At 31.6% G+C, this 20,788-nt stretch carries 22 protein-coding genes and 1 other annotated feature; of the genes, 15 read left to right on the top strand and 7 right to left on the bottom strand.

Features of this window, described 5'->3' with window-relative positions; translation table 11 throughout:
* Nucleotides 1-7: 7 nt before the first annotated feature.
* Nucleotides 8-1,486 carry a glutamate synthase subunit beta gene (locus HZR23_RS01370; RefSeq protein WP_132847807.1) on the top strand — a complete coding sequence of 493 codons (1,479 nt, stop codon included), beginning with the start codon at nucleotides 8-10 and terminating at the stop codon, nucleotides 1,484-1,486.
* Between the two features lie 257 nt (nucleotides 1,487-1,743).
* Entirely contained in the window at nucleotides 1,744-2,442 is a 699-nt protein-coding gene (locus tag HZR23_RS01365) for a deoxynucleoside kinase (protein ID WP_330571387.1), read from the top strand.
* Nucleotides 2,443-2,504: 62 nt separating this feature from the next.
* Here the strand turns inward: HZR23_RS01365 and HZR23_RS01360 are convergent, their stop codons facing one another.
* On the bottom strand, nucleotides 2,505-3,770 hold the full coding sequence (locus HZR23_RS01360) for an ammonium transporter (RefSeq protein WP_132847805.1): 1,266 nt from the start codon (nucleotides 3,768-3,770) through the stop codon (nucleotides 2,505-2,507).
* Nucleotides 3,771-3,811: 41 nt separating this feature from the next.
* Nucleotides 3,812-4,159: a P-II family nitrogen regulator gene (locus tag HZR23_RS01355; RefSeq protein ID WP_132847804.1), complete on the bottom strand. Its 348-nt coding sequence runs from the start codon at nucleotides 4,157-4,159 to the stop codon at nucleotides 3,812-3,814.
* Nucleotides 4,160-4,522: 363 nt separating this feature from the next.
* Between HZR23_RS01355 and HZR23_RS01350 the strand changes: the two genes are divergently transcribed.
* Entirely contained in the window at nucleotides 4,523-5,770 is a 1,248-nt protein-coding gene (locus HZR23_RS01350) for a competence/damage-inducible protein A (RefSeq protein ID WP_132847803.1), read from the top strand.
* 32 nt (nucleotides 5,771-5,802) lie between these two features.
* Here HZR23_RS01350 and HZR23_RS01345 read toward each other — a convergent pair whose 3' ends face one another.
* Entirely contained in the window at nucleotides 5,803-6,900 is a 1,098-nt protein-coding gene (locus HZR23_RS01345) for an NAD(P)-binding protein (RefSeq protein ID WP_243098171.1), read from the bottom strand.
* 219 nt (nucleotides 6,901-7,119) lie between these two features.
* On the opposite strand from HZR23_RS01345, the gene HZR23_RS01340 reads away from it, so the two are divergent.
* The 4 genes from HZR23_RS01340 to HZR23_RS01325 all read left to right on the top strand — a co-directional run bounded on the left by HZR23_RS01340 (nucleotide 7,120) and on the right by HZR23_RS01325 (nucleotide 10,895).
* The gene (locus HZR23_RS01340) at nucleotides 7,120-8,496 is read left to right on the top strand and encodes a LysM peptidoglycan-binding domain-containing protein (protein ID WP_165913626.1); all 1,377 of its coding nucleotides are present in this window, start codon (nucleotides 7,120-7,122) and stop codon (nucleotides 8,494-8,496) included.
* Between the two features lie 141 nt (nucleotides 8,497-8,637).
* A complete protein-coding gene (locus tag HZR23_RS01335; protein ID WP_132847801.1) occupies nucleotides 8,638-9,444 on the top strand; it encodes a VanW family protein in 807 nt (268 codons plus the stop codon).
* Nucleotides 9,445-9,463: 19 nt separating this feature from the next.
* Nucleotides 9,464-9,964 (top strand): DNA-deoxyinosine glycosylase, encoded by a 501-nt coding sequence (locus tag HZR23_RS01330; RefSeq protein ID WP_132847800.1) that lies wholly within the window; start codon nucleotides 9,464-9,466, stop codon nucleotides 9,962-9,964.
* Between the two features lie 28 nt (nucleotides 9,965-9,992).
* A complete protein-coding gene (locus tag HZR23_RS01325) occupies nucleotides 9,993-10,895 on the top strand; it encodes a phosphatase PAP2 family protein (RefSeq protein ID WP_132847799.1) in 903 nt (300 codons plus the stop codon).
* A gap of 35 nt (nucleotides 10,896-10,930) precedes the next feature.
* On the opposite strand, the gene HZR23_RS01320 is transcribed toward HZR23_RS01325, so the two are convergent.
* Nucleotides 10,931-11,209: a hypothetical protein gene (locus HZR23_RS01320; RefSeq protein WP_132847798.1), complete on the bottom strand. Its 279-nt coding sequence runs from the start codon at nucleotides 11,207-11,209 to the stop codon at nucleotides 10,931-10,933.
* 96 nt (nucleotides 11,210-11,305) lie between these two features.
* On the opposite strand from HZR23_RS01320, the gene HZR23_RS01315 reads away from it, so the two are divergent.
* From HZR23_RS01315 to HZR23_RS01300, 4 genes are all read left to right on the top strand, one after another.
* Nucleotides 11,306-11,734, top strand: coding sequence for a hypothetical protein (locus HZR23_RS01315; protein WP_132847797.1), 429 nt, complete (start codon nucleotides 11,306-11,308; stop codon nucleotides 11,732-11,734).
* 40 nt (nucleotides 11,735-11,774) lie between these two features.
* A complete protein-coding gene (locus tag HZR23_RS01310; RefSeq protein WP_132847796.1) occupies nucleotides 11,775-12,167 on the top strand; it encodes a rhodanese-like domain-containing protein in 393 nt (130 codons plus the stop codon).
* 80 nt (nucleotides 12,168-12,247) lie between these two features.
* Entirely contained in the window at nucleotides 12,248-13,450 is a 1,203-nt protein-coding gene (locus tag HZR23_RS01305; protein ID WP_165913625.1) for a DUF401 family protein, read from the top strand.
* Nucleotides 13,451-13,593: 143 nt separating this feature from the next.
* Entirely contained in the window at nucleotides 13,594-13,995 is a 402-nt protein-coding gene (locus HZR23_RS01300; RefSeq protein WP_132847794.1) for a hypothetical protein, read from the top strand.
* A 50-nt stretch (nucleotides 13,996-14,045) separates the two neighbouring features.
* Here the strand turns inward: HZR23_RS01300 and HZR23_RS01295 are convergent, their stop codons facing one another.
* Complete coding sequence (locus tag HZR23_RS01295) at nucleotides 14,046-15,371, bottom strand: aspartate kinase (protein WP_132847793.1); 1,326 nt, start codon at nucleotides 15,369-15,371, stop codon at nucleotides 14,046-14,048.
* A gap of 212 nt (nucleotides 15,372-15,583) precedes the next feature.
* Here HZR23_RS01295 and HZR23_RS01290 point away from each other — a divergent pair, with 212 nt between their 5' ends.
* Nucleotides 15,584-16,390, top strand: coding sequence for a DUF2935 domain-containing protein (locus tag HZR23_RS01290; protein ID WP_132847792.1), 807 nt, complete (start codon nucleotides 15,584-15,586; stop codon nucleotides 16,388-16,390).
* Between the two features lie 30 nt (nucleotides 16,391-16,420).
* Here HZR23_RS01290 and HZR23_RS01285 read toward each other — a convergent pair whose 3' ends face one another.
* Entirely contained in the window at nucleotides 16,421-17,311 is an 891-nt protein-coding gene (locus HZR23_RS01285) for an alpha/beta hydrolase (RefSeq protein ID WP_243098170.1), read from the bottom strand.
* A 307-nt stretch (nucleotides 17,312-17,618) separates the two neighbouring features.
* Here HZR23_RS01285 and HZR23_RS01280 point away from each other — a divergent pair, with 307 nt between their 5' ends.
* Complete coding sequence (locus HZR23_RS01280) at nucleotides 17,619-17,801, top strand: aspartyl-phosphate phosphatase Spo0E family protein (RefSeq protein WP_132847790.1); 183 nt, start codon at nucleotides 17,619-17,621, stop codon at nucleotides 17,799-17,801.
* Between the two features lie 18 nt (nucleotides 17,802-17,819).
* Here the strand turns inward: HZR23_RS01280 and HZR23_RS01275 are convergent, their stop codons facing one another.
* Nucleotides 17,820-18,329 carry a ferritin gene (locus HZR23_RS01275; protein ID WP_132847789.1) on the bottom strand — a complete coding sequence of 170 codons (510 nt, stop codon included), beginning with the start codon at nucleotides 18,327-18,329 and terminating at the stop codon, nucleotides 17,820-17,822.
* A gap of 179 nt (nucleotides 18,330-18,508) precedes the next feature.
* On the opposite strand from HZR23_RS01275, the gene HZR23_RS01270 reads away from it, so the two are divergent.
* A complete protein-coding gene (locus tag HZR23_RS01270) occupies nucleotides 18,509-19,375 on the top strand; it encodes a radical SAM protein (protein WP_132847788.1) in 867 nt (288 codons plus the stop codon).
* Between the two features lie 62 nt (nucleotides 19,376-19,437).
* Nucleotides 19,438-19,679, top strand: a binding site (T-box leader).
* 68 nt (nucleotides 19,680-19,747) lie between these two features.
* Nucleotides 19,748-20,758, top strand: coding sequence for an aspartate--ammonia ligase (gene asnA / locus HZR23_RS01265; protein WP_132847786.1), 1,011 nt, complete (start codon nucleotides 19,748-19,750; stop codon nucleotides 20,756-20,758).
* The last annotated feature ends 30 nt before the right edge of the window (nucleotides 20,759-20,788 follow it).

Here is a 20,788-nt window from a genome sequence, read left to right as displayed (position 1 = left end):
TTAGTTTATGGGAAAATCTACAGGTTTTTTAGAATATAGCAGAGAACTTCCTGCGGATCGTACTCCTTGTGAACGAATAAAGGATTGGCAGGAATTTCATCAATCTTTTCCGGAGGAAAAGTTACAAACTCAGGCGGCAAGATGTATGGATTGTGGTGTGCCATTCTGTCATGCTGGGGTATCTATGAATGGTGTAATGTCAGGCTGTCCTTTGAATAATTTAATTCCTGAATGGAATGATCTAGTTTATCGAGGACTATGGTATGAAGCATATAAAAGATTAGAGGAAACAAATTATTTTCCAGAATTCACAAGCAAAGTTTGCCCTGCACTCTGTGAAGGGTCATGTACACTGGGGCTGAATGACCCACCAGTTACTATAAAGAGTATAGAATGTCATATCATTGATAAGGCATTCGAAAATGGGTGGGTTAAGCCCCAACCCCCAAAAAAGAGGACTGATAAACGAGTGGCCGTAGTAGGCTCAGGCCCTTCTGGTTTAACTTGTGCATCATATTTAAATAAACTAGGCCATAGGGTTACTGTCTTTGAAAGAGCAGATCGAGCTGGTGGATTATTAATGTATGGTATTCCAAATATGAAGCTAGACAAAAAGACTGTTGAAAGAAGAATTGACATTTTAGAAGCAGAGGGCTTAACCTTTTTAACAAATACCGAAGTAGGTAAAGACTATGATGTAGAACAACTTAGTAAGGATTTTGATGCAATAGTATTATGTTGTGGAGCAACAAAGCCTAGGGATTTAGTTTGTGAAGGTAGGGAGAGTAAGGGCGTTCATTTTGCAATGGACTTTCTAACTGCTAGTACTAAAACAGTCTTAGATCCTAAAAATGTTACATTAGAGCTCAGTGCAAAAGATAAGGATGTTATTGTTATTGGTGGTGGAGATACAGGTACTGACTGTATAGCTACATCAATACGCCAAGGCTGTAAAAGTGTAACTCAATTAGAAATTATGCCAAAGGCAGATGTTTATAGAAGCGTTCATAATCCGTGGCCAGAATGGCCTAAAGTATTTAAAACTGACTATGGACAGGAAGAAGTTATAGAGGTTTACGGGGAGGATTCTAGACAGTACTCTACTTTGACTAAAAAGATTATTTCTGATAATAATGGCAATGTTAAAGAGGTGCACACTATTAAAGTAACCTGGGAACAAAGTGAAAAAGGATTTGCATTAAAGGAGATTCCTGGTACGGAAAAGGTGTGGCCAGCTCAGCTGGTTATATTAGCCATGGGATTTGTGGGGCCAGAAGAAAACTTAGTTGAAAAGTTTAAAATAGAAGAGTCATTAAAATATAACAATAAGCCTAGTCGTGGAAAATTTAGTACGAATAATCCTAAGGTATTTGTTGCAGGGGATATGCGTAGAGGCCAAAGCTTAGTAGTGACTGCAATGAAAGAAGGTATATCCGTAGCTAAAGAATGTGATAGATATTTAATGAGAGCAGATATGAAAAATTAAAGATTATTTTATAAGGGGGTAATTGTTATAGAGCAATTACTCTCTTTTTTTATCGAGACAATATGATATAATTTTACAATGCGTTAAAATATATAACAAAATAGAACTAATTCATTTAATGGTATATAATTAAAAGGAGCAGTTATTTTATAAGAGTAGCAAATACTGTATTGAGATTGTTTTAAAACATATATAATGCTGTGATCTTTTAAATACTATAAGTAAAGGATTTTAATAAGAAAGAGGGGGCCATTTTGGTGATTGTAATTAGTGGAATGATAGGTATAGGAAAAACTTCAGTTTCTGAGTTGTTAGCTAAAGAGTTAAATTCAAAGGCGTTTTTTGAGAATGTAGACAATAATCCGATTCTACCTCTTTTTTATACTGCAAGTCCTGAGGAAATACAAGCAAAACGTTACCCGTTTTTACTTCAATTACATTTTCTACATACTCGTTTTGAGGCGATTAAGCAAGCATATAAGGAAGACGACAATGTATTAGACAGAAGTATATATGAAGATTGGTACTTTGCAAAGGTTAATCATAATCTAGGCAGAATTAATGATTTAGAAATGGATATATATGAAAAGCTGCTATCTTCAATGATGTCAGAAATAGATGGGTTACCCTATAAAAAGGCCCCTGACTTAAACGTATATTTGAAAGCAGGTTTTGATACAGTAATGCATAGAATTAGCTTGCGTGGTAGGGATTTTGAACAGGATGAGTCTTTGATAGAATACTATCGAACATTATGGGAAGGTTATGATGATTGGCTTAAAAATCATTATAGGGCAAGTGACACTATAATTGTTGATATGGACAAGACTGATATTGTAAATAGTGAAGAGGATGCAAAAAAAGTAGTTTCCTTAATCAAGTCAAAATTGCAAGAAATTAGAAGGAGTAAAGAGATGATGGAAATACAATTTGACACAGACGATATTTCTGTATAATATTTAAATAGACATTGAAGAGTAAAAAAACAGGTGCCACTCCCAATGGCACCTGTCAATGATTATATCTGTTGAGTTAAGGATATGTTTTTCGGCTGAAAGTCTGCATAACTTTCAATTCCGTGCTCTTCAATGTCTAAACCATTAATTTCTTCTTCTGCGTGAACTCTTAAACCAACCGTAGCCTTAATTGTTTTAAATAGGATAAAGGTTGTTGTTAAAGTCCAAGCTGCTACTGCAAATACACCTATTGCTTGAACGATTAATAAATCAAATCCACCACCGTATAATAACCCACCGTCTACTGCAAATACTCCAACTAATAATGTCCCTGTTGCCCCACAAACTCCATGAACTCCTATTGCTCCAACCGGATCATCTATTTTAAGAACTTTATCAATAAATTCTATGGCATATACTATTACAACCCCAGCTATTGCTCCAATACATACTGCTCCTACAGGGCTTACTGCATGAGTTCCTGCTGTTATTGCTACTAAACCAGCTAAGGCACCGTTTAGAGTCATACTAACATCAGGTTTTTTGTATCTAATCCAAGTTATAATCATTGTTACTGTCGCTGCCATTGCTGCTGAAAGGTTTGTAGTAACAAAGATGTGAGATATGTCTACACTTGCCATTCCTGATAAAGTTGAACCAGGGTTAAATCCGAACCAACCAAACCAAAGTATGAATACCCCAAGAGCACCTAAAGTTAAACTATGACCAGGTATTGCTTGAGACTTTCCGTCGGACGAATATTTACCAATTCTAGGCCCAAGAATCCATGCGCCCATTAGAGCAGACCATCCACCTAAGGAGTGAACAACAGTTGATCCTGCAAAATCCATAAATCCTAGTTCGCTTAGCCAGCCACCACCCCAAGTCCAATGTCCTACTACAGGGTAAATAATTAAAGTTATAAAGAAACTATAGATTAAATAAGAGCTAAACTTAGTTCTTTCTGCCATCGCACCGGAAACGATAGTTGCTGCAGTAGCTGCGAAAACTGTTTGGAAGATTAAAAATGCTTCTTTTGGTACAGTTAATCCTAGATGTTCAAAAGTACCTGTTGAAAATAAATCTAAACTACCTATAAATCCACCTGCACTTACGCCAAACATAATACTAAACCCTACAACCCAATATATTAATGAACCAATGGCGAAGTCCATTAAGTTTTTCATAATAATATTCCCTGCATTCTTTGCTCGCGTAAAACCTGTTTCAACCATACAGAATCCTGCTTGCATGAAGAATACTAAAGCCGCACATAATACCACCCAAAGGGTATCTATAGCTGTAATCATTTCTAAATTTGTTTCCATAATAAAACCTCCTTTTTCAATATAAGTTAAATGTATAAAGACTATATTGCATTACCAGCTTCTTCTTGAGTACGAATACGAATAACCCTATCTATTGGATAGATAAATATTTTACCATCACCAATATGCCCAGTGTTACAAACCTTAGTCGTTTCAGAAACGATCGGTTCAATTAGTGACTCTGGAACGACAACCTCTACTTTGATCTTAGGTAAAAGATCTACACTATATTCTGTGCCCCTGTATACCTCTGTTCTTCCTTTTTGATTTCCATAACCTAATACCTGTGTTACTGTCATACCACTAACGTTGATTTTGTTTAAAGCTTCCTTTAATAATTCGAATTTGTTTTGGCGAGTGATAATTTCAATCTTCACTATTTTTTCCATATGAACACCTCCCTCAGAATTTAAATCGTTAAGAATATTACAAACATTATAACTTTATAATTTGAATAATGTTCGTGTTTTAATTTGTATTCATTATATTACGATAATTATATAATGTCAACAGTAAATTTTCAGAAAATTTAAAACTTATTCTGAAATGTGCCTGAAACCTTGAAATAATAATAAAAAAACAATGTAAGTAAATAAAATATATATATTGCATAGGTCTACTCAGTTTTTATAAAACCGAACTTTTTGTCGTTTTTGTATTAAAATATATAGATATAAGAATAATAAAGAAAAAAGACAATAAAGGTAGTATAATAAGTAGTATAGGCAAATAGATAAAGGGGAAGTGAAGAGATGAAGGCAGAAATAATAGCAATAGGTACAGAAATTATACTTGGAGATATTATTAATTCTAATGGACAATACATAGCTAAAAAATTAGCGGAATTAGGAATATCTACATTTTATCAAACTGCTGTAGGTGATAATGCAGGTAGGATAAAAGAGGTTTTAGAGATTGCAATAAATAGGTCGGATATTGTTATTACAACCGGTGGGCTAGGACCAACTAAAGATGATCTATCGAAGGAGATAGTAGCTGAATATTTTAATAGGGAACTAATACTAAATAATGATGCCTTAGAAAAGGTAAAAGCATTCTTTAAAAATATAAATAGAGATATGCCCCAATCAAATATAAAACAGGCGATGTTACCTATAGGTTCTATTATCGTTAATAATGATAATGGAACGGCTCCTGGATGTATAATTGAGGAAGGAGATAAGGTAGTTATATTGTTACCTGGGCCACCTAAGGAATTAAAGGGCATGTTTGAAACTACAGTATTTCCTTATTTGACTAAATATAGCGATGGTATTATTAAATCTAAGACATTAAAAGTCAATGGTTTAGGTGAAAGTCAGATGGAAGAAATGGTTCAAGATATTATTGAGGAGCAAAGTAATCCAACAATTGCTCCCTACGCAAAAGAAGGAGAGGTTACCCTAAGAATTACAGCTAAAGGTGCAACAAGTGCTGATGCATTAAATTTAATCAAACCTGTGGAAAATAAAGTTAGAGAAAGACTAGGTACTTACATATATGGAGAAGATGAGAGTACTATCGAAGACTCTGTAATAAAGCTATTATCTGAAAATAATTTGACTATATCTATAGCTGAATCCTGTACTGGAGGTTTATTTTCCGCTAGATTAGTAAACTGTCCAGGGGCTTCTTCAGTTTTTATGGAGGGTCTTGTAACATATAGCAATGAATCTAAAGTAAAAAGGTTAAATGTAAGTGAGGATACAATAAATAAATATGGGGCTGTTAGTGAAGAAACTGCTAAGGAAATGGCTGTAAAAGTAGCTAAACTGGCTAATACGAATATCGGGTTGTCTGTAACAGGTATTGCAGGACCTGAAGGAGGAACTGACGAGAAGCCTGTTGGTTTGGTTTATCTAGGACTATATATTGAAGGGAATGTAAAATCTAAAAGGCTTATGCTTTGGGGGGATAGACAAAAGATTCGTAATTTAACCACTTTGTTTGGATTAGGATGGCTTAGAAGAGAAGTATTAAGAAACTTTAAACAAATATAATTTATAACAAAACAAAGTAGTAGCTAGGCTGACTACTTTGTTTTTGTTATTGGTCTTAAAATAGCTCCCCCTATTCTTAGGAAATCGTACTTCGAGTTAAAAAGCCTTTCTCCAAGCTTGCCTTCAAGTCCAGAAACAAATAAATCAAGCTTTTTATTATCTAGTAATTCTATACCACGCCTTAAAGCTAAGGAGTTTTTATAACTTTCTCTTAATTTATGAGTTAGTTGTTCATAATTACCTTTTCCGCATATATCCAGTGCAGCGTATATGCCAGTTAATATGGAAGCGAATTGTCCAAAACCTAAAAAAGGCATAACAGAGCCGAAGCAGTTTCCAACGAAAAAAGTGTTGCCAATTCTAGGAGTATTACAAAGGCCTATTATATAATTTTTTACTTTAAATTGATCTGTTATTCTTAAATCTTGCTCTAAAGATGTACATACTTCCTTATAGAAATTTTCCCATAATTGATCTTCATTAATATTTTTAATACCATTGTAATCAGGATAGCCTATAACAATTTGAGCCTCTTTTTCTGATAACGGGATCAAATAACCATACCCTTTTGGAGCTAGTTTGTTATTTAACCATGCACAAACGGAGTATTTATCAAAGTCGCCCTCTATTGTTGCCCCTCTTAGGGAGACTGTTAAGCTTTCATTGAAAACCTGAATTTTTGAAGTGTAAGCTGCATCTCCAGTTGCTATAATTACATGGGTATATTCTTGAAGTAATTCCTCATAAGTGTGCTTAGAGTTAAAAATAATTTTACTCTTCAATTGTCTTGAAAACTGATTCTCTAAGGAATCACTATCACGTCCTCTGAGAGAAATAAAACCCAAATTTCCTTGAATTTTAGATTTTTCATTTTCAGAATAGATATGTAGGTTTTTTATATTACTTACAGGATGAATTATGATACCATAATTTTCTGTAAAAAAGGAGATAACATCAGTTACTGGTTTTGTTAAAATAGAAAGAAATATTTCTAAATTAACGAATCTGTCTCCAACTACTTCTCTCTTTTCAAATATAGTAGGTATTATTCCATTTTGTTCTAAGGTTATTGCGCAAGCCAATCCAGATAGACCAGCACCCATTATTGCTACTTTAATAAGAAACACCATCCTTTTGAGTTTTTTGAGTTATACTCTAAGCACGACTAGTATATATCTTTTGACATATATTGTATTTATGTCAATATGGCATTTATGGCATCACTCCCACTTATTACTTCTATGTATAGTGAGTATAGTAGTGTATCATAGTTATGAGCCTTTTAAGGTAATATTGAAGGGGGGTAGTAAGCTATAAAGGATAAAAAATTAAAATCAATACTAGCACTATTGCTAGTAGGGTTATTTATTTTCCCATATACGGCATCTGCGGCTCAAGTACATCGTGTTGCACCAGGTGAAAGTTTATTTATGATTGCTCAAAGGCATGGAGTAACAGTAAACGCCATACTGACTCAAAATAAATATTTGAGAAATCATAACACTATTTTTCCAAAACAAGTTTTAATTATTCCACAGACTCATAATAATGGAATTTACATTGTTCAGCCAGGGGATACATTATTTAAAATCTCCGAAAAACTAGGAGTTACAGTAGAAGCAATTGCCTCAGAAAATCAAATAACTAATATAAACAACCTGTTTGTTGGGCAATCATTAAAGGTACCAACAAATACTAGTCAAACAAATACAACCGTAACAAATAACACTTATACTGTTAAGGCAGGGGATTCATTATTTAAGATATCCCAACAGTTAGGCGTATCTATGGAAGCTATAGCTAAAGAAAATCAATTATCAAATTGGAATAATATTTTTGTAGGACAGAATCTAAAAATCCCAAATAATGATACTAATCAAACTCAAACAGTAAGCGATGAGTATGTTGTTAAACCAGGGGATACGCTTTTTAAGATTTCTCAAGATTTGGCTGTGCCAATGAACGATTTAGTAAAAGAGAATAACATTACTAATGTAAATCTACTCTTTGTTGGCCAAGTGTTAAATATACCAAATAAAGTAGTTTCACAGCCACCATCAAGCCCACAGCATAGTGTTTCACAACTAGCTAGAATGTATCCAGACACACTATTTATGAAAGGTACTGGTAATGGAAATAAAATTGCCTTAACCTTTGACGATGGACCTAATCCAACATACACTCCACAGCTATTGGATGTTTTAAAAAGACATAATGTTCCAGCAACTTTTTTTGTAATGGGTAGTAGGGTTGAAAGACACCCAGCAATTGCGCAACGTATAGTGAATGAAGGTCATGTGATAGCAAATCATACTTGGATTCATCCAAACTTAAGGAATGTATCACAAAGCCAACTAGTAACTGAAATGACTGAAACAGAAAATATTATTCAAAAAGTTACTGGGGTTAGAACTGCTTTAATGCGCCCCCCATATGGTGGAATAAATCAACAGGCTTTAGAGGGTTTAAGGGACTTAAATTATAAGGTTATTCATTGGTCAATTGATTCTGTAGATTGGCGAGACCAAGAGGTTGATACTATATTAATAAACTCCCTATCACCTATCCTTGGTAATGACATAATACTTTTCCATGACGCTGGTGGAGATGAGCAAACAAGAGGTGCTACTGTAGAAGGGATAGAAGAAATTATAATAACCTTAAGATCACAAGGTTATGAATTTGTAACAGTAGATAATTTACTAGGTGTAAAGGCATATAGATAAATAAAAAACTCTAATTTCAATTGAAGTTAGAGTTTTGTTTTTAGGAGAAAGTCCTGAAATTAAAATGGAAAAAAATAACACATATACTATTTGTGGTGTTATAATAATGAATGTATTAATAATTGATAAGGGAGGATTTATGTGAAACCTAAAACCCGCTCTAAGATTCGAATAGCTTTAGGCAAGACATATTATACCATAAAAAGATATGGTGAATGGTATTTCGGAAAAATTAAATATGCTAAAACACTATTAAATTATAAACTTGATTATACGGTTTTTAGTCATAAAACTCCATTGTTTAGAAGCTTAAAAGATGTTGATATGTGGTATCAATATAATAAAGTTAAAAATCTAAAAATAGCAATAAAAAATATAAATGGAATAGTACTATACCCAGGGGAGACATTTTCATATTGGAAATTGATTGGTAAACCAACTAAAAATAAAGGCTATGTTGATGGAATGGTTTTATTTTATGGATCATTTAAGCCAGGGATTGGTGGTGGTTTATGCCAACTTTCAAATTTAATTTATTGGCTTTCTTTACATACACCCCTCGAGGTTGTGGAAAGACACCGTCATAGTTATGATGTTTTTCCTGATTCCAAAAGAAGTCAACCCTTTGGGAGTGGGGCAACATGTGCATACAACTATTTAGATTTAAAAATATATAATAATACTGATCAGCCATACCAATTAAATGTATATTTAACAGATGAATATTTAGTAGGTGAGTGGACTACTATAGAAAAACCAATGTATACCTATGAAGTATACGAGAAAGAACATAAAATAACATTAGAATATTGGGGGGGATATGTAAGGCATAATACAATATATAGGAAAATATATAATGTAGATGGTCATCTTGTAAAAGATGAATATATAACTGAAAACCATGGGATTATGATGTATCAACCTTTTCTTACAACTAGCCCTGAATAATAGTATGGAGTGATAACACATGGATAAATTAAAGTCCTTTGAGCCATTAATCAATAAAGAGAGTAAGGTTTTAATTCTTGGTTCAATGCCAGGGGTAATGTCTTTGGATAAGCAGCAATACTATGGTAATCCAAGAAATCATTTTTGGAAAATAATTTATAGTTTGTTTAATGAGATAGAGGATGAACATTACGAACAGAAAAAGGCTTTTTTAATGAAAAAAGGGATTGCCCTTTGGGATGTAATTAACACCTGTTTTAGAGAAGGTAGCTTAGATTCAAATATAAAGAAGGAAGAAGTAAATGAAGTAGAAAGTTTATTAGAGTACTATCCAAACATTAGATTTATTGGATTTAATGGCACTAAAGCATATAGTACACTTAAAAAGCATATAGGTATACAGTTTTTGAATAAGGTAGAATACAAGCAGTTACCTTCGACTAGTCCAATACCCGGACGTAATATAAAAAGCTTCGATGATAAACTTCATGAATGGAGTATAATTTTAAATTACTTGTAAGAGAAACGCAAGTTAAAGGGAGGATTCTATGACTGACATTTCATTTATAGTATGGCTACAGCAATATTCAAATAGTTTTTTAGATAGTTTTTTTACTCTGGTAACTAAAATAGGTAATCCTGAGTATTACATGATTGTAGTTCCGTTATTTTATTGGTGTATTAATAAAAGAGATGCATTTAGATTTGCGATGTTCTTTTTATTTTCAATGTATATTAATTCAGCACTAAAGGCAATAACTTTTGTAGCTAGACCATCCGGTGAAGAAATTAGAATTCTTTATAATGAGTCTACTTATGGTTCTTCATCATTTCCTAGCGGTCACACCCAAGGGTCAGCCTCATTTTGGGGATATATGACTTTATATTTTAAAAATAGATTATTTACTATATGTGCATTAGCAATTATTATATTAGTTGGGGTATCAAGAATGTACTTGGGATTGCATTATCCTATGGACGTTATTGGGGGGCTAGTAATATCAATTTTACTATTAATTATATTTAATCTAAGCTACGATCTTATAGTAATAAGATTAAACAAACTCCAGCGGAGTACAAAAATGCTACTTTCTATTTTTTTACCTTTGATCTTACTGTCTATACCCGCCCATGACAAAGGATTGCTAATTGGTTTCTTTATAGGATTACTAATTGGTTATCAATTAGAAAATGAGTATGTAAAATTTAAAAATACAACAACTATTTTAAAGCAGGTTATAAAGTTTGTTATAGGAATGATAGGTTTTGTTGGATTTAGAATAGCTTTAAAACAGTTGTTTATAACCCTAGGCATAAGTGAGCTTACTATTTTGGGCAGTGATGTTTTGAGATACTGTATTATCGGATTATGGGCATCGCTATTTGCTCCATTTTTATTTGTAAGGTTAGGGCTAGCTGAAGTAGAAAGAGAGAAAGTAAAAGTTATTTAAAACTAATAAAATTTAATTTGAATTTTTTAAATCTACTAACGCTTATTGTTTCTATACATTTTAATATTCGCATACCCATTTTTAATACCCTGAGCATATATATTGAATCCATTTGCTGCTAATCCAATTATAATACCCTCTAGAATGCCTAACTTTATATTGTGTGGGTTAGTATATATTACTCCGGCTAATATGCCTAAACTTAACTTGAAGAGTGGCTCGAATCTGTCGTATTTATGATCGAAAACTCTTTTTAAAGTACTTGAAATACCAATAATTATTGAAATCAGAATAGGTATATTATATTCAATCATAGTAATACCCCCAAATTTTCATTATAGTATACACTATGTAATAATTCGTTTAAGGTTACTTATATATGAATAAAGCAAAATAAGGTGGGATTAAGTTTGAAAAAATTAATTGCATTATGTTTAATTACTCTATTTTTAATAGCTGGTTGTAAAACTAAGAATATATCATCACAAGAGATTGATAAAGAATATATTAAAAAGTTCATTAAAATTGAGATGACAAAAGATGATGTTAAAGAAATACTTGGTGAAGATTTTGCGGTAGTCCTAAGTAGTATGGACGATACAGAAGTATGGAGATATGATTTCAAAAAATCATGGGATTATGAGTTTCACCAAGAATATGATTTTGCAGATATAGAAGGGATTTTAAATAACTTATTATACGGCCATTTTTTTATTTCCTGGGACGAGGAAGAAAAAGTAGAAAGCTTCACATATTTATATTTAAATGAGAAAGAGGGAAAAATATATCAATTTAGTAACTTTCAAAATGGTTATATAAAAGATATTCCGATTACATAAGTTTAAAATTGCATATAGCTTAAATTGGGAGGAAAATATAATGAATAGGAGAATATTAAGCATTGTTATAGTTGTTATAATTATAGCTATTGCATATAAATTTCTTAGTAATGTTAAACAGGAGAGTAACCACATGATAACTGCTAAACAAGTGCAAGAAAAATTAAATAAGAATGAAAACTTTACCCTATTAGATGTAAGAACTAAAGAAGAGTATGAGCAGGGCAGAATTCCAGGAAGTGTATTACTTCCGCTAGATGAGTTAGAAAAAAAATCAGACCAATTACTAGCGGATAAAAACGAGGAAATAATAATTTATTGTAGAAGTGGTGCTAGAAGTGATACAGCTAGAAAACTTTTAGTAGATAAGGGATATAAAAAGGTTTATGATTTAGGTGGAATAATTGACTGGCCATATGAGATTGAGAAATAATCATATTTTTTATTTATTATTTACGTAAATATGAAAAAGTAATAGAATAGAGATAGACTATAGAAAAGGGGACCTGTAAATTGGCACTAGTAAAGCTATTAGCTATCTTTATTTTAATTATTGTATTGTTACGCTTTAAGATACATTTAAGCTATTCTATGATTATATCTTCTGTTATCTTAGGATTGATGTTTAGGCTAGATTTTTTTAGTATAGGTAGAATTTTTGTGACAACATCCTACGAAAGTACAACAATTAGAACTGCTGGGATTTTAACTTTGATTATGGTTTTAGAGAATATAATGAGAAATAGAAATATGCTTAGTAAAATAGTAATCTCTCTAAAGAGTTTAATAGGTGATTATAGAGTCATTATGCCTATTTTACCAGCCTTTATGGGGTTACTACCTTCAGCCGGTGGAGCCTTGTTCTCTGCTCCTTTAGTAGAGGATACTTGTGAAGATGATTCTATTTCACCTGAAAGAAAAAGTGCTATAAATTATTGGTATAGGCATATTTGGGAATGTGTGCTACCATTATATCCAGCAGTAATCATAACTACAGAAGTTTTAGGGGTACATTTAATTGATTTTATTAAGGTACTGTACTCATTTTCTATTGTAGCTGTAGTTACTGGTATACCCTTTATTACCTTAGGATTAAAGAAACCTGTAAAGACTAGTAAATCTAAAAACTTTAAAATGACTAATCATTTAATACAATTATGCATTGGTATTTCGCCAATAGTTTCTATTTTGCTCTTATTTTTTGTATTTGATATTGATTTAGTATATGGTTTGTTTATCGTAATTGTTGCTCTGTGGTTAGTATATAAATATAGCTGGGAACAAATCAAAAGTTCTTTAAAAGAATCGGTCTCATTAAAAATAATTTTGTTAGTATTAGGTGTAATGTTGTTTAAAAATATGTTAGAAGTTACTAATATAGTAACGGAGCTTCCTTTTGTCTTCGAAAGACTAGGAATACCACCTGTTTGGGTTGTAATACTGTTGCCATTTCTGGTTGGATTTTTAACAGGTATGTCCCAGGCATATGCCGCCATAACCTTTCCTATACTAGTAGGATTAAATGGTGATATAAATTTAAGACTGATGGCCCTAGGGTTTATTAGCGGATATGGGGGAATAATGATATCCCCAATGCATTTTTGCTTGGTTTTAACAGTAGACTATTTTAAAGCTAGGCTGGAAAAGGTTATCGCTATGGTACTTATACCTGTAGCAATTATGATTGGTTGGGGTTATTTACTTTATGTGCTTTAATCTTTGAATTTTTATATTGAGTCTCCTTGTGGGGCTCTTTTTGTTGCTTTTTTAAATGAAAATATTTCAACTATGTATAATTTATATTTCTTAATATAATATAATAATGCTGATAAATTCAATTATTAAGGGGTATTTAAAGTATGGATAAATATGATAAATTATTTAGAGTAATTATTCCGATATTATATTTACTATCAATAGGGTTAAGTTATTATCTTCATTGGAAAACTTTTAAAATGTATAAAGACTGGGAAAAGGAACTAAGAGAAAAAGTAGAATCTGATTATGAAAAACTAAAGCAAGAAGGTAGAGATTTATATTATTTAAATCTTACTTATTCAGAGTTAAATAAGGAGTATGTATCCTTAATAGAAGAAAGGGATAGTTACAATTTAGGTTTCTCTAAATTTTCTAAGAAGGAAAAAAAGATGTATAGAAAGTATTTAGACGAAAAAGAAACTAGGATATATGAAAAAGCAGATATAATGATTGTGTCTCCTATTGAGGCAGAAATTAGATTAATAGAAGAGATAGTAAGGTAGATAAATATAAAGAGGCTATTCTTTTTTCAAAGATCAGCCTCTCTAAATAATTATTCTTCTGGAACAAAGGCTTTATAAATTACTTGTATAGCCTTTTCAAAATCTTCATTTTCAATTCCAACTATTATATTAATTTCACTAGCACCTTGATCTATCATTCGTATATTCACATTAGCTTCGTAAAGTGCAGAAAATATTGTTGCTGCTATACCAGGACGATAAGCCATTCCGTGGCCAACTGTTGCGACTAAAGCCATATTTGGATGTACTTCTAGTAAATCAGGACAGCATTGATTTCTAATTTCCTTTACTAAAGTTTCAAGTTTGCCATTTTGTAATTGTTGATCATCAACTACAACAGAAACAGAATCAATTCCTGAAGGTATATGTTCGAAACTTACTCTGTGCTCTTCAAAAATTGATAATAGCTTTCTTACATATCCAATTTGCGCATTCATTTGATTTTTTTCAATGGCAATCACAGTAAAATCTTTTTTACCTGCTATACCAGTTATAGGTATTTTTTCAATATTAACTTCTGCATGTTTTAATATTAAAGTACCAGGGTCCGTTGGTATATTTGTATTTCTTATATTTATAGGAATACCTGCTTCTAAAACAGGGAAGATTGTTTCTTCATGAAGTACTTTTGCTCCCATATAGGATAATTCACGTAATTCCCTATATGTAATTTTATCTATAGGTTTTGGATTGTTAACAACCCCAGGATCCGCAATTAATAGTCCAGAAACATCAGTCCAATTTTCATAGACTTCAGCTTTAATAGCTCTAGCTACTACTGCCCCAGAAATATCTGAACCTCCCCTAGAAAATATTTTTACTTCTCCATTAGGAAGAGCCCCGTAAAATCCAGGAATAACAGCAAAAGGAGTATTTGATAATCTTTGCCTCATAACTTCTTTAGTTTTATCTAAATCCAGTCTTCCTTCTTCATTAAAGAAAATTATATCCTTTGCATCAATAAATTGAAAATTAATAAGCTCACTTAAAATTATTCCGTTAAGATACTCACCTCTACTTGCAACATAGTCTAAAGTTGTGCCTTTAACTATAGTAGTATATATTTCATTAAAATGAGGCGTAAGGTCTAAACCTAATTTTAAATCATTAACAATTTCTTCATATCGATTACAAATTATATCGAAAGTAGGTTTGAAATCCAAACCTTCACTATATAATTGATGACATTTGTATAGCATATCAGTAACTTTTGTATCTGAGGAGTATCTTTTACCAGGTGCGGAAGGCACTACGTATTGTCTTGATTCATCACTGAGTATAATTTCTTTTACTTTTTTAAATTGTTCGGCACTCGCTAAGGAAGTTCCGCCGAACTTAGATACTTTAATTGACATAGTAAACCCCCTATTTATAAATAATATTATAATTATAAGGTAATTGAACTAATAAAGTCAATATATTATGAATATTTATTCAGTGGGTTATCAGGAGAAATAATCCTGGTAGTTAAATAATACTTTTAGAACACTTCTACAGTAAATAAAATGTACATATAATTTTAATAAGGAAAAAATGAGTAAACTAATAAGTATTTGGGGGGATTTTTTTGCACCAAAAAGATATTAAAGCGGTAACTATATTTGAGAACCAGTTTTGGTTACAGGTTTTAGGTGACCATGCTAGATTTATTTTTGATTCCCTTGCTCCCAGTGAAATTCAGTATATTCAAAGAGCTCAATACTTTATTACTATATTTGACAGTTTATTAAACGAGTCCAGAAAACCTTTAACTGACGAGCAACTTAAGGTATTAACAAATCAAGCCTATTACTATGCCCAAGAAATAAGGGCTTTTAAGCTTGATATTATTAAAATACATCTTATCGGAGACATAAAGATTCAACTACCACCAACTTTTTTAAATCATATGGTAAATGAGGTAGAAGAATATATTCGTGTTTTAAGTTACTTACTTATGAATCAAATACCACCAAACCACCCAATTTATTTACATCTCCTCTGGTTATTAGATGCTGCTGGGCATGCAAGTGCAATATCTGGAGACTTAGATATGGTTGAAAAGCAGTTAATTAAAAAAAGCGAGAAATTTATGGAGAACTTTGAAGATTTCTATATTAAATCAGTGGAAATGGCTGGATATATGAGAACGTGTTTAGACAGATATCCTGCTCTAGACCGATTTAATAATCAAGTAGAGCTGGAAATTACATTGTTTAAAAAGTTCTTAAAGGAACTAGAAGGGCTGGAAATTTGTAATAAGGTGTTAGGTACGTTATTTCCTTTACTATTAGACCATATGTATAGAGAAGAATGCTACTATTTAATAAAGTTAGCAGAAAGCTCAAATGTTACAATGCCTGATTGTGATCCTACAAAACCAAGATCTGAATAGAAAAATAAATTGAAGCACACTTACGGTGCTTCAATTTATTTTTATAAGTTTTAAAAATTTATCTAAAATTAGATTGTACTCATCCTTATTATTACTATATGACTCAACATGACCTGAATTCGGAGCAATATAAAGCTCTTTTAATCCATTTTTTTTATTAAACAAATCTATTGTCATTTCTGTTGGCACATACTTATCGAGAGCGCCATGAATAAATAACATAGGTGTTTTTATTTTACTAATTTCATTAATTGGGGAGACTTGTTCGAAAAATACTCCCGTAACAACTTTGTTTATTAAATTACAAATATTAATTATAGGAAACTTTGGGAGCATGTAATCTTCCCAAGATCTAATTACCAGCTCGGATTTCAAATCAGAATAGGGGCAATCAACAACATAAAAAGCTGCTACATCCTCTAATGCTGCATATTGAATTACTGTGGCAGCCCCCATGGATTCTCCGTGAATACCAATTAATGCATCAGGTCCATACCTACCTTTCACCCAGTCTACGCAGGCTTTTAAATCATATTTTTCATAGTAGCCATAAGTAGTTGTTTTACCGCCACTTTTCCCATGATTTCTATGGTCGTATACAAGGACATTAAATCCCTTAATATAGTAAAGAGGCAAATATTTGATGCTACTGTACAGATTTAAAGATATTCCATGACAAATTATAACTGTTTTGTTTGAATTATTATTAAAGAATAAACCAAAAAGAGAGTAATTAAAAGGTGACTTAATAATAACTTCTTCTTTTTCAATAGAATTAAAATCCTCTTCATTAATTCTTCCTAGCTTTATTTCTCTTGCAAGTCCTTTATGATGGTCTATAGTTTTAGGATATATAATTATTGATGAAAAATATAAAGAAATAACTAATAGTATTAATAATATGGAGAAAATGATAATCAAGTTAACTACCTCCGACGTAATAAACGAAAATTAAAAAACAAAAATGACAGGAGTTCTATTAAAATAGTATAGCATATATATATTTTTAATTTGTGGCAAAAAAATACAAAAATTATGATATATTGACGATTAAAGAAAAAAACTGGGACTAAATGACTAATGATTTATTGTTTATATAATATTATTTCCGGGTATTGAATAAGTACTAGAAGCAATAAATATACGGGATAATTAATTAATTTTAACCAGAACAAGAGTTCTAAGAGTTGTATGGTATTCTATAACAAATGAGAAAGGATACGTACATATGAAAAAGAAGAAGGCGTGTTTAAATCTGCAATTAGAACAATTAAGAGAAGAATTGAATCAATTAATTGAATTAAATAATGGAATAATAACTAAACAAGTTGTAGAACTTAGTCAGAAACTTGATATCATAATAGTAGAAGCCATGAGAAATAGAATGTGTAAAAAATCCTCTAATTTTTAGATTAGAGGATTTTTTTTATTATTCAGCAGCTGGTGGTGTAAATGTTCTTTGGGCTAATTCAGCATCTAGTAAAAATAAAGCAGCATCATTGTTTCCTATTCTTTTTACCTTGTTTAATAATGCATTAAACATTGATTCTTCTTCTACTTGCTCATCAATGAACCAGTTTAAGAAGCTAACACAGGCATAGTTTTTTTCTTGAACTGCAATATCCATTAGAAGATTAATTCTGCTAGTTACAAACTTTTCATGATTTAACGCGAAAGAAAAAACCTCTTCTAATGAGCTAAATTCATTTTTAGGATCTTCAAATCCTTGGATTTCAAGACGGCTACCTGCATCATTAATAAAATTAAAAAATTTCATAGCGTGGAATCTTTCCTCATCTGCTTGTACTTTGAAAAAGTTAGCAAATCCGTCTAAATCTTGATCTAAACAGTATCCAGCCATTGCTAAGTAATAATTCGCTGAAGCAAATTCATACTTCATTTGATCATTAAACTCTTTAAGTAATTTTTCTGATAACATTAAAAAACCTCCTTTAATTTATGTAAATTAAAACCTAATACTATGGTATAATGAAGAAATACTCATGTCAACCAATTATATCCATTAATTATGTTGAAATTTGTTTTGTACTTATGGCATAATACTAGTATTATAATTAATATGTCGAATATTTATTTAGTTTTAAGGAGGTAGTATTTTTGAGATATGAAGGTGCAGTATATAGACCACCAAGTGAAGCGTATAGCTTAATTATACAAGCAACGATAGGATGTTCACATAATAAATGTACATTCTGTAATATGTATAAAGAAAAAAGGTTTAGAATGAGAAGTTTAACAGAAATTATTGAAGATTTAGAAATGGCTAGAAAATCATACAGACATATTAAAAGAATTTTTTTAGCTGATGGTGATGCATTGGCATTAAAAACTGAATATCTAAAGCAAATACTTATAAAAATTAGGGAGTTATTTCCTGAGTGTGAAAGAGTAGGTATTTACAGTGCACCTAAGGATATTTTAAGAAAAACTAAAGAGGAACTAAAGGAGCTTCATGAGCTTGGCTTAGGTATAGCTTATTTAGGTATTGAATCTGGAAGTGAACAAATATTAAAAACCATAAATAAAGGCGTTACTTCAGAGCAAATGATAGAAGCAGGAAAAAAAATGGTGGAATCAGGTATTAAACTTTCAGTAACTATAATTTCTGGTTTAGGTGGCCAAGAGCTTTGGGAAGAGCATGCGATTGAATCTGCAAGGGTAGTTAATGAAATAAATCCTCATTACTTAGGTTTATTAACACTTATGGTAGAGCCTGAGGTTGAAATGTATCAGGACATTAGAAGTGGTAAATTAAAGTTATTAACTCCAGAACAAGTAATGCTAGAAACTCAGTTGTTAATTGAAAAGCTTAATGTTAAGGGTTGTGTTTTTAGAAGTAACCATGCCTCAAACTACATTCCGTTAGAGGGAACTTTACCACAGGATAAAGAGCGTTTGTTAAACCAAATTAAAGGTGCTCTTCAAAGAGGTGGATTTAAATCTGACTACCATAGAAGATTGTAATGAAAAAATTGCTATTGACAGAATATTGTTTTTAATTTAATATATTTTATAATTAAAAGAAAATAAAGACTGTGAAGAGAAGAGTATGGATGGAAAGTAGTTTTAGCGAGTTGACGATGGTGAGAGGTCAATACGAAGTCTATCTTGAAGAACATCTCGGAGTTCCTAACCGAAATATTACAGTAGGCTTAGGCGGATTCAAACCGTTATTAATTGAACAGTATCGAGACATTTTTCTGTACTGGATGAGTGAGTATTTTACTAAACAAGGTGGTACCGCGGAAGTTAACCTTTCGCCCTTACATATGGGGCGAAGGGTTTTTTTAATTTGGAAAAAATTGCATATTTTATAATATAGGAGGAAAATATTAAATGGAGACTTTAATAATACCAAAAGACTATAAGTCGAAGCTATCTATTAAGGAAACAGAGATTGCTATTAAAAGAATTAAGGATTTTTTTGAAAGACAATTAGCAGAATCATTAAACCTAACTAGGGTATCTGCGCCACTATTTGTTATGCCTGAAACGGGAATGAATGATAACTTAAACGGTGTTGAAAGGCCTGTTGCTTTTGAAGTTAAAGGAGTAAATAATAAAGAGGTTGAGATTGTACACTCTTTAGCTAAGTGGAAGAGAATGGCCTTGTTTCGCTATGGTTTTGAGGCTGGTGAAGGATTATATACAGACATGGATGCAATAAGAAGAGATGAAGACCTAGATAATATTCATTCAATTTATGTGGATCAATGGGACTGGGAAAAAATAATTACAAAAGAAGATAGAAACGAAGAAACATTAAAGGATATAGTAAATAGAATCTATAAAGTTTTTTTAGTAACTGAGGCTTATATGGACTCTCTTTACGATGGATATGAAAAATTTCTACCGAAGGATATTTTCTTTATAACTACTCAAGAGCTTGAGGACTTATATCCAAATCTTACATCTAAAGAACGTGAAAATGCGATAGCTAAGGAAAAAGGTGCAGTATTTATAATGAAAATCGGAGGTAAATTAAACTCTGGTGAAAAACACGATGGTAGAGCTCCAGATTATGATGATTGGACATTAAACGGTGATATTATTCTTTGGTTCCCAGTATTAGATATGGCATTGGAATTATCATCTATGGGTATTCGTGTCGATGAAGATGCTTTAGAAAAACAGTTAAAAGAAGCTAATTGTGAAGATAGAATGAATTTATTATTTCATCAATTAATTTTAGATAAGAAGCTGCCTTATACAGTTGGTGGCGGAATAGGACAATCAAGGATTTGTATGTTTTTCTTAAGAAAGGCTCATATTGGAGAAGTTCAATCCTCTATTTGGCCAGAAGAAATGATACAAAGATGTGAAGAAGCTAATATATTTTTATTATAATAAAAATGAGAAAGGACATTTAATGACCTT

It is taken from the genome of Serpentinicella alkaliphila, from assembly GCF_018141405.1.
In the GTDB taxonomy this organism is placed as follows: Bacteria; Bacillota; Clostridia; order Peptostreptococcales; family Natronincolaceae; genus Serpentinicella; species Serpentinicella alkaliphila.
Note: the sequence above shows the minus strand (reverse complement) of the source record. Positions and strands in the feature narration are given on the sequence as shown.

What these genes read in the sequence shown, in the direction of transcription:
- HZR23_RS01370 (WP_132847807.1), top strand. Translation starts at nt 8, where the DNA reads ATGGGAAAATCTACAGGTTTTTTAGAATATAGCAGAGAACTTCCTGCG.
- HZR23_RS01360 (WP_132847805.1), bottom strand. Translation starts at nt 3,770, where the DNA reads ATGGAAACAAATTTAGAAATGATTACAGCTATAGATACCCTTTGGGTG.
- HZR23_RS01355 (WP_132847804.1), bottom strand. Translation starts at nt 4,159, where the DNA reads ATGGAAAAAATAGTGAAGATTGAAATTATCACTCGCCAAAACAAATTC.
- HZR23_RS01350 (WP_132847803.1), top strand. Translation starts at nt 4,523, where the DNA reads ATGAAGGCAGAAATAATAGCAATAGGTACAGAAATTATACTTGGAGAT.
- HZR23_RS01345 (WP_243098171.1), bottom strand. Translation starts at nt 6,900, where the DNA reads ATGGTGTTTCTTATTAAAGTAGCAATAATGGGTGCTGGTCTATCTGGA.
- HZR23_RS01330 (WP_132847800.1), top strand. Translation starts at nt 9,464, where the DNA reads ATGGATAAATTAAAGTCCTTTGAGCCATTAATCAATAAAGAGAGTAAG.
- HZR23_RS01325 (WP_132847799.1), top strand. Translation starts at nt 9,993, where the DNA reads ATGACTGACATTTCATTTATAGTATGGCTACAGCAATATTCAAATAGT.
- HZR23_RS01320 (WP_132847798.1), bottom strand. Translation starts at nt 11,209, where the DNA reads ATGATTGAATATAATATACCTATTCTGATTTCAATAATTATTGGTATT.
- HZR23_RS01310 (WP_132847796.1), top strand. Translation starts at nt 11,775, where the DNA reads ATGAATAGGAGAATATTAAGCATTGTTATAGTTGTTATAATTATAGCT.
- HZR23_RS01300 (WP_132847794.1), top strand. Translation starts at nt 13,594, where the DNA reads ATGGATAAATATGATAAATTATTTAGAGTAATTATTCCGATATTATAT.
- HZR23_RS01295 (WP_132847793.1), bottom strand. Translation starts at nt 15,371, where the DNA reads ATGTCAATTAAAGTATCTAAGTTCGGCGGAACTTCCTTAGCGAGTGCC.
- HZR23_RS01280 (WP_132847790.1), top strand. Translation starts at nt 17,619, where the DNA reads ATGAAAAAGAAGAAGGCGTGTTTAAATCTGCAATTAGAACAATTAAGA.
- HZR23_RS01275 (WP_132847789.1), bottom strand. Translation starts at nt 18,329, where the DNA reads ATGTTATCAGAAAAATTACTTAAAGAGTTTAATGATCAAATGAAGTAT.
- asnA (WP_132847786.1), top strand. Translation starts at nt 19,748, where the DNA reads ATGGAGACTTTAATAATACCAAAAGACTATAAGTCGAAGCTATCTATT.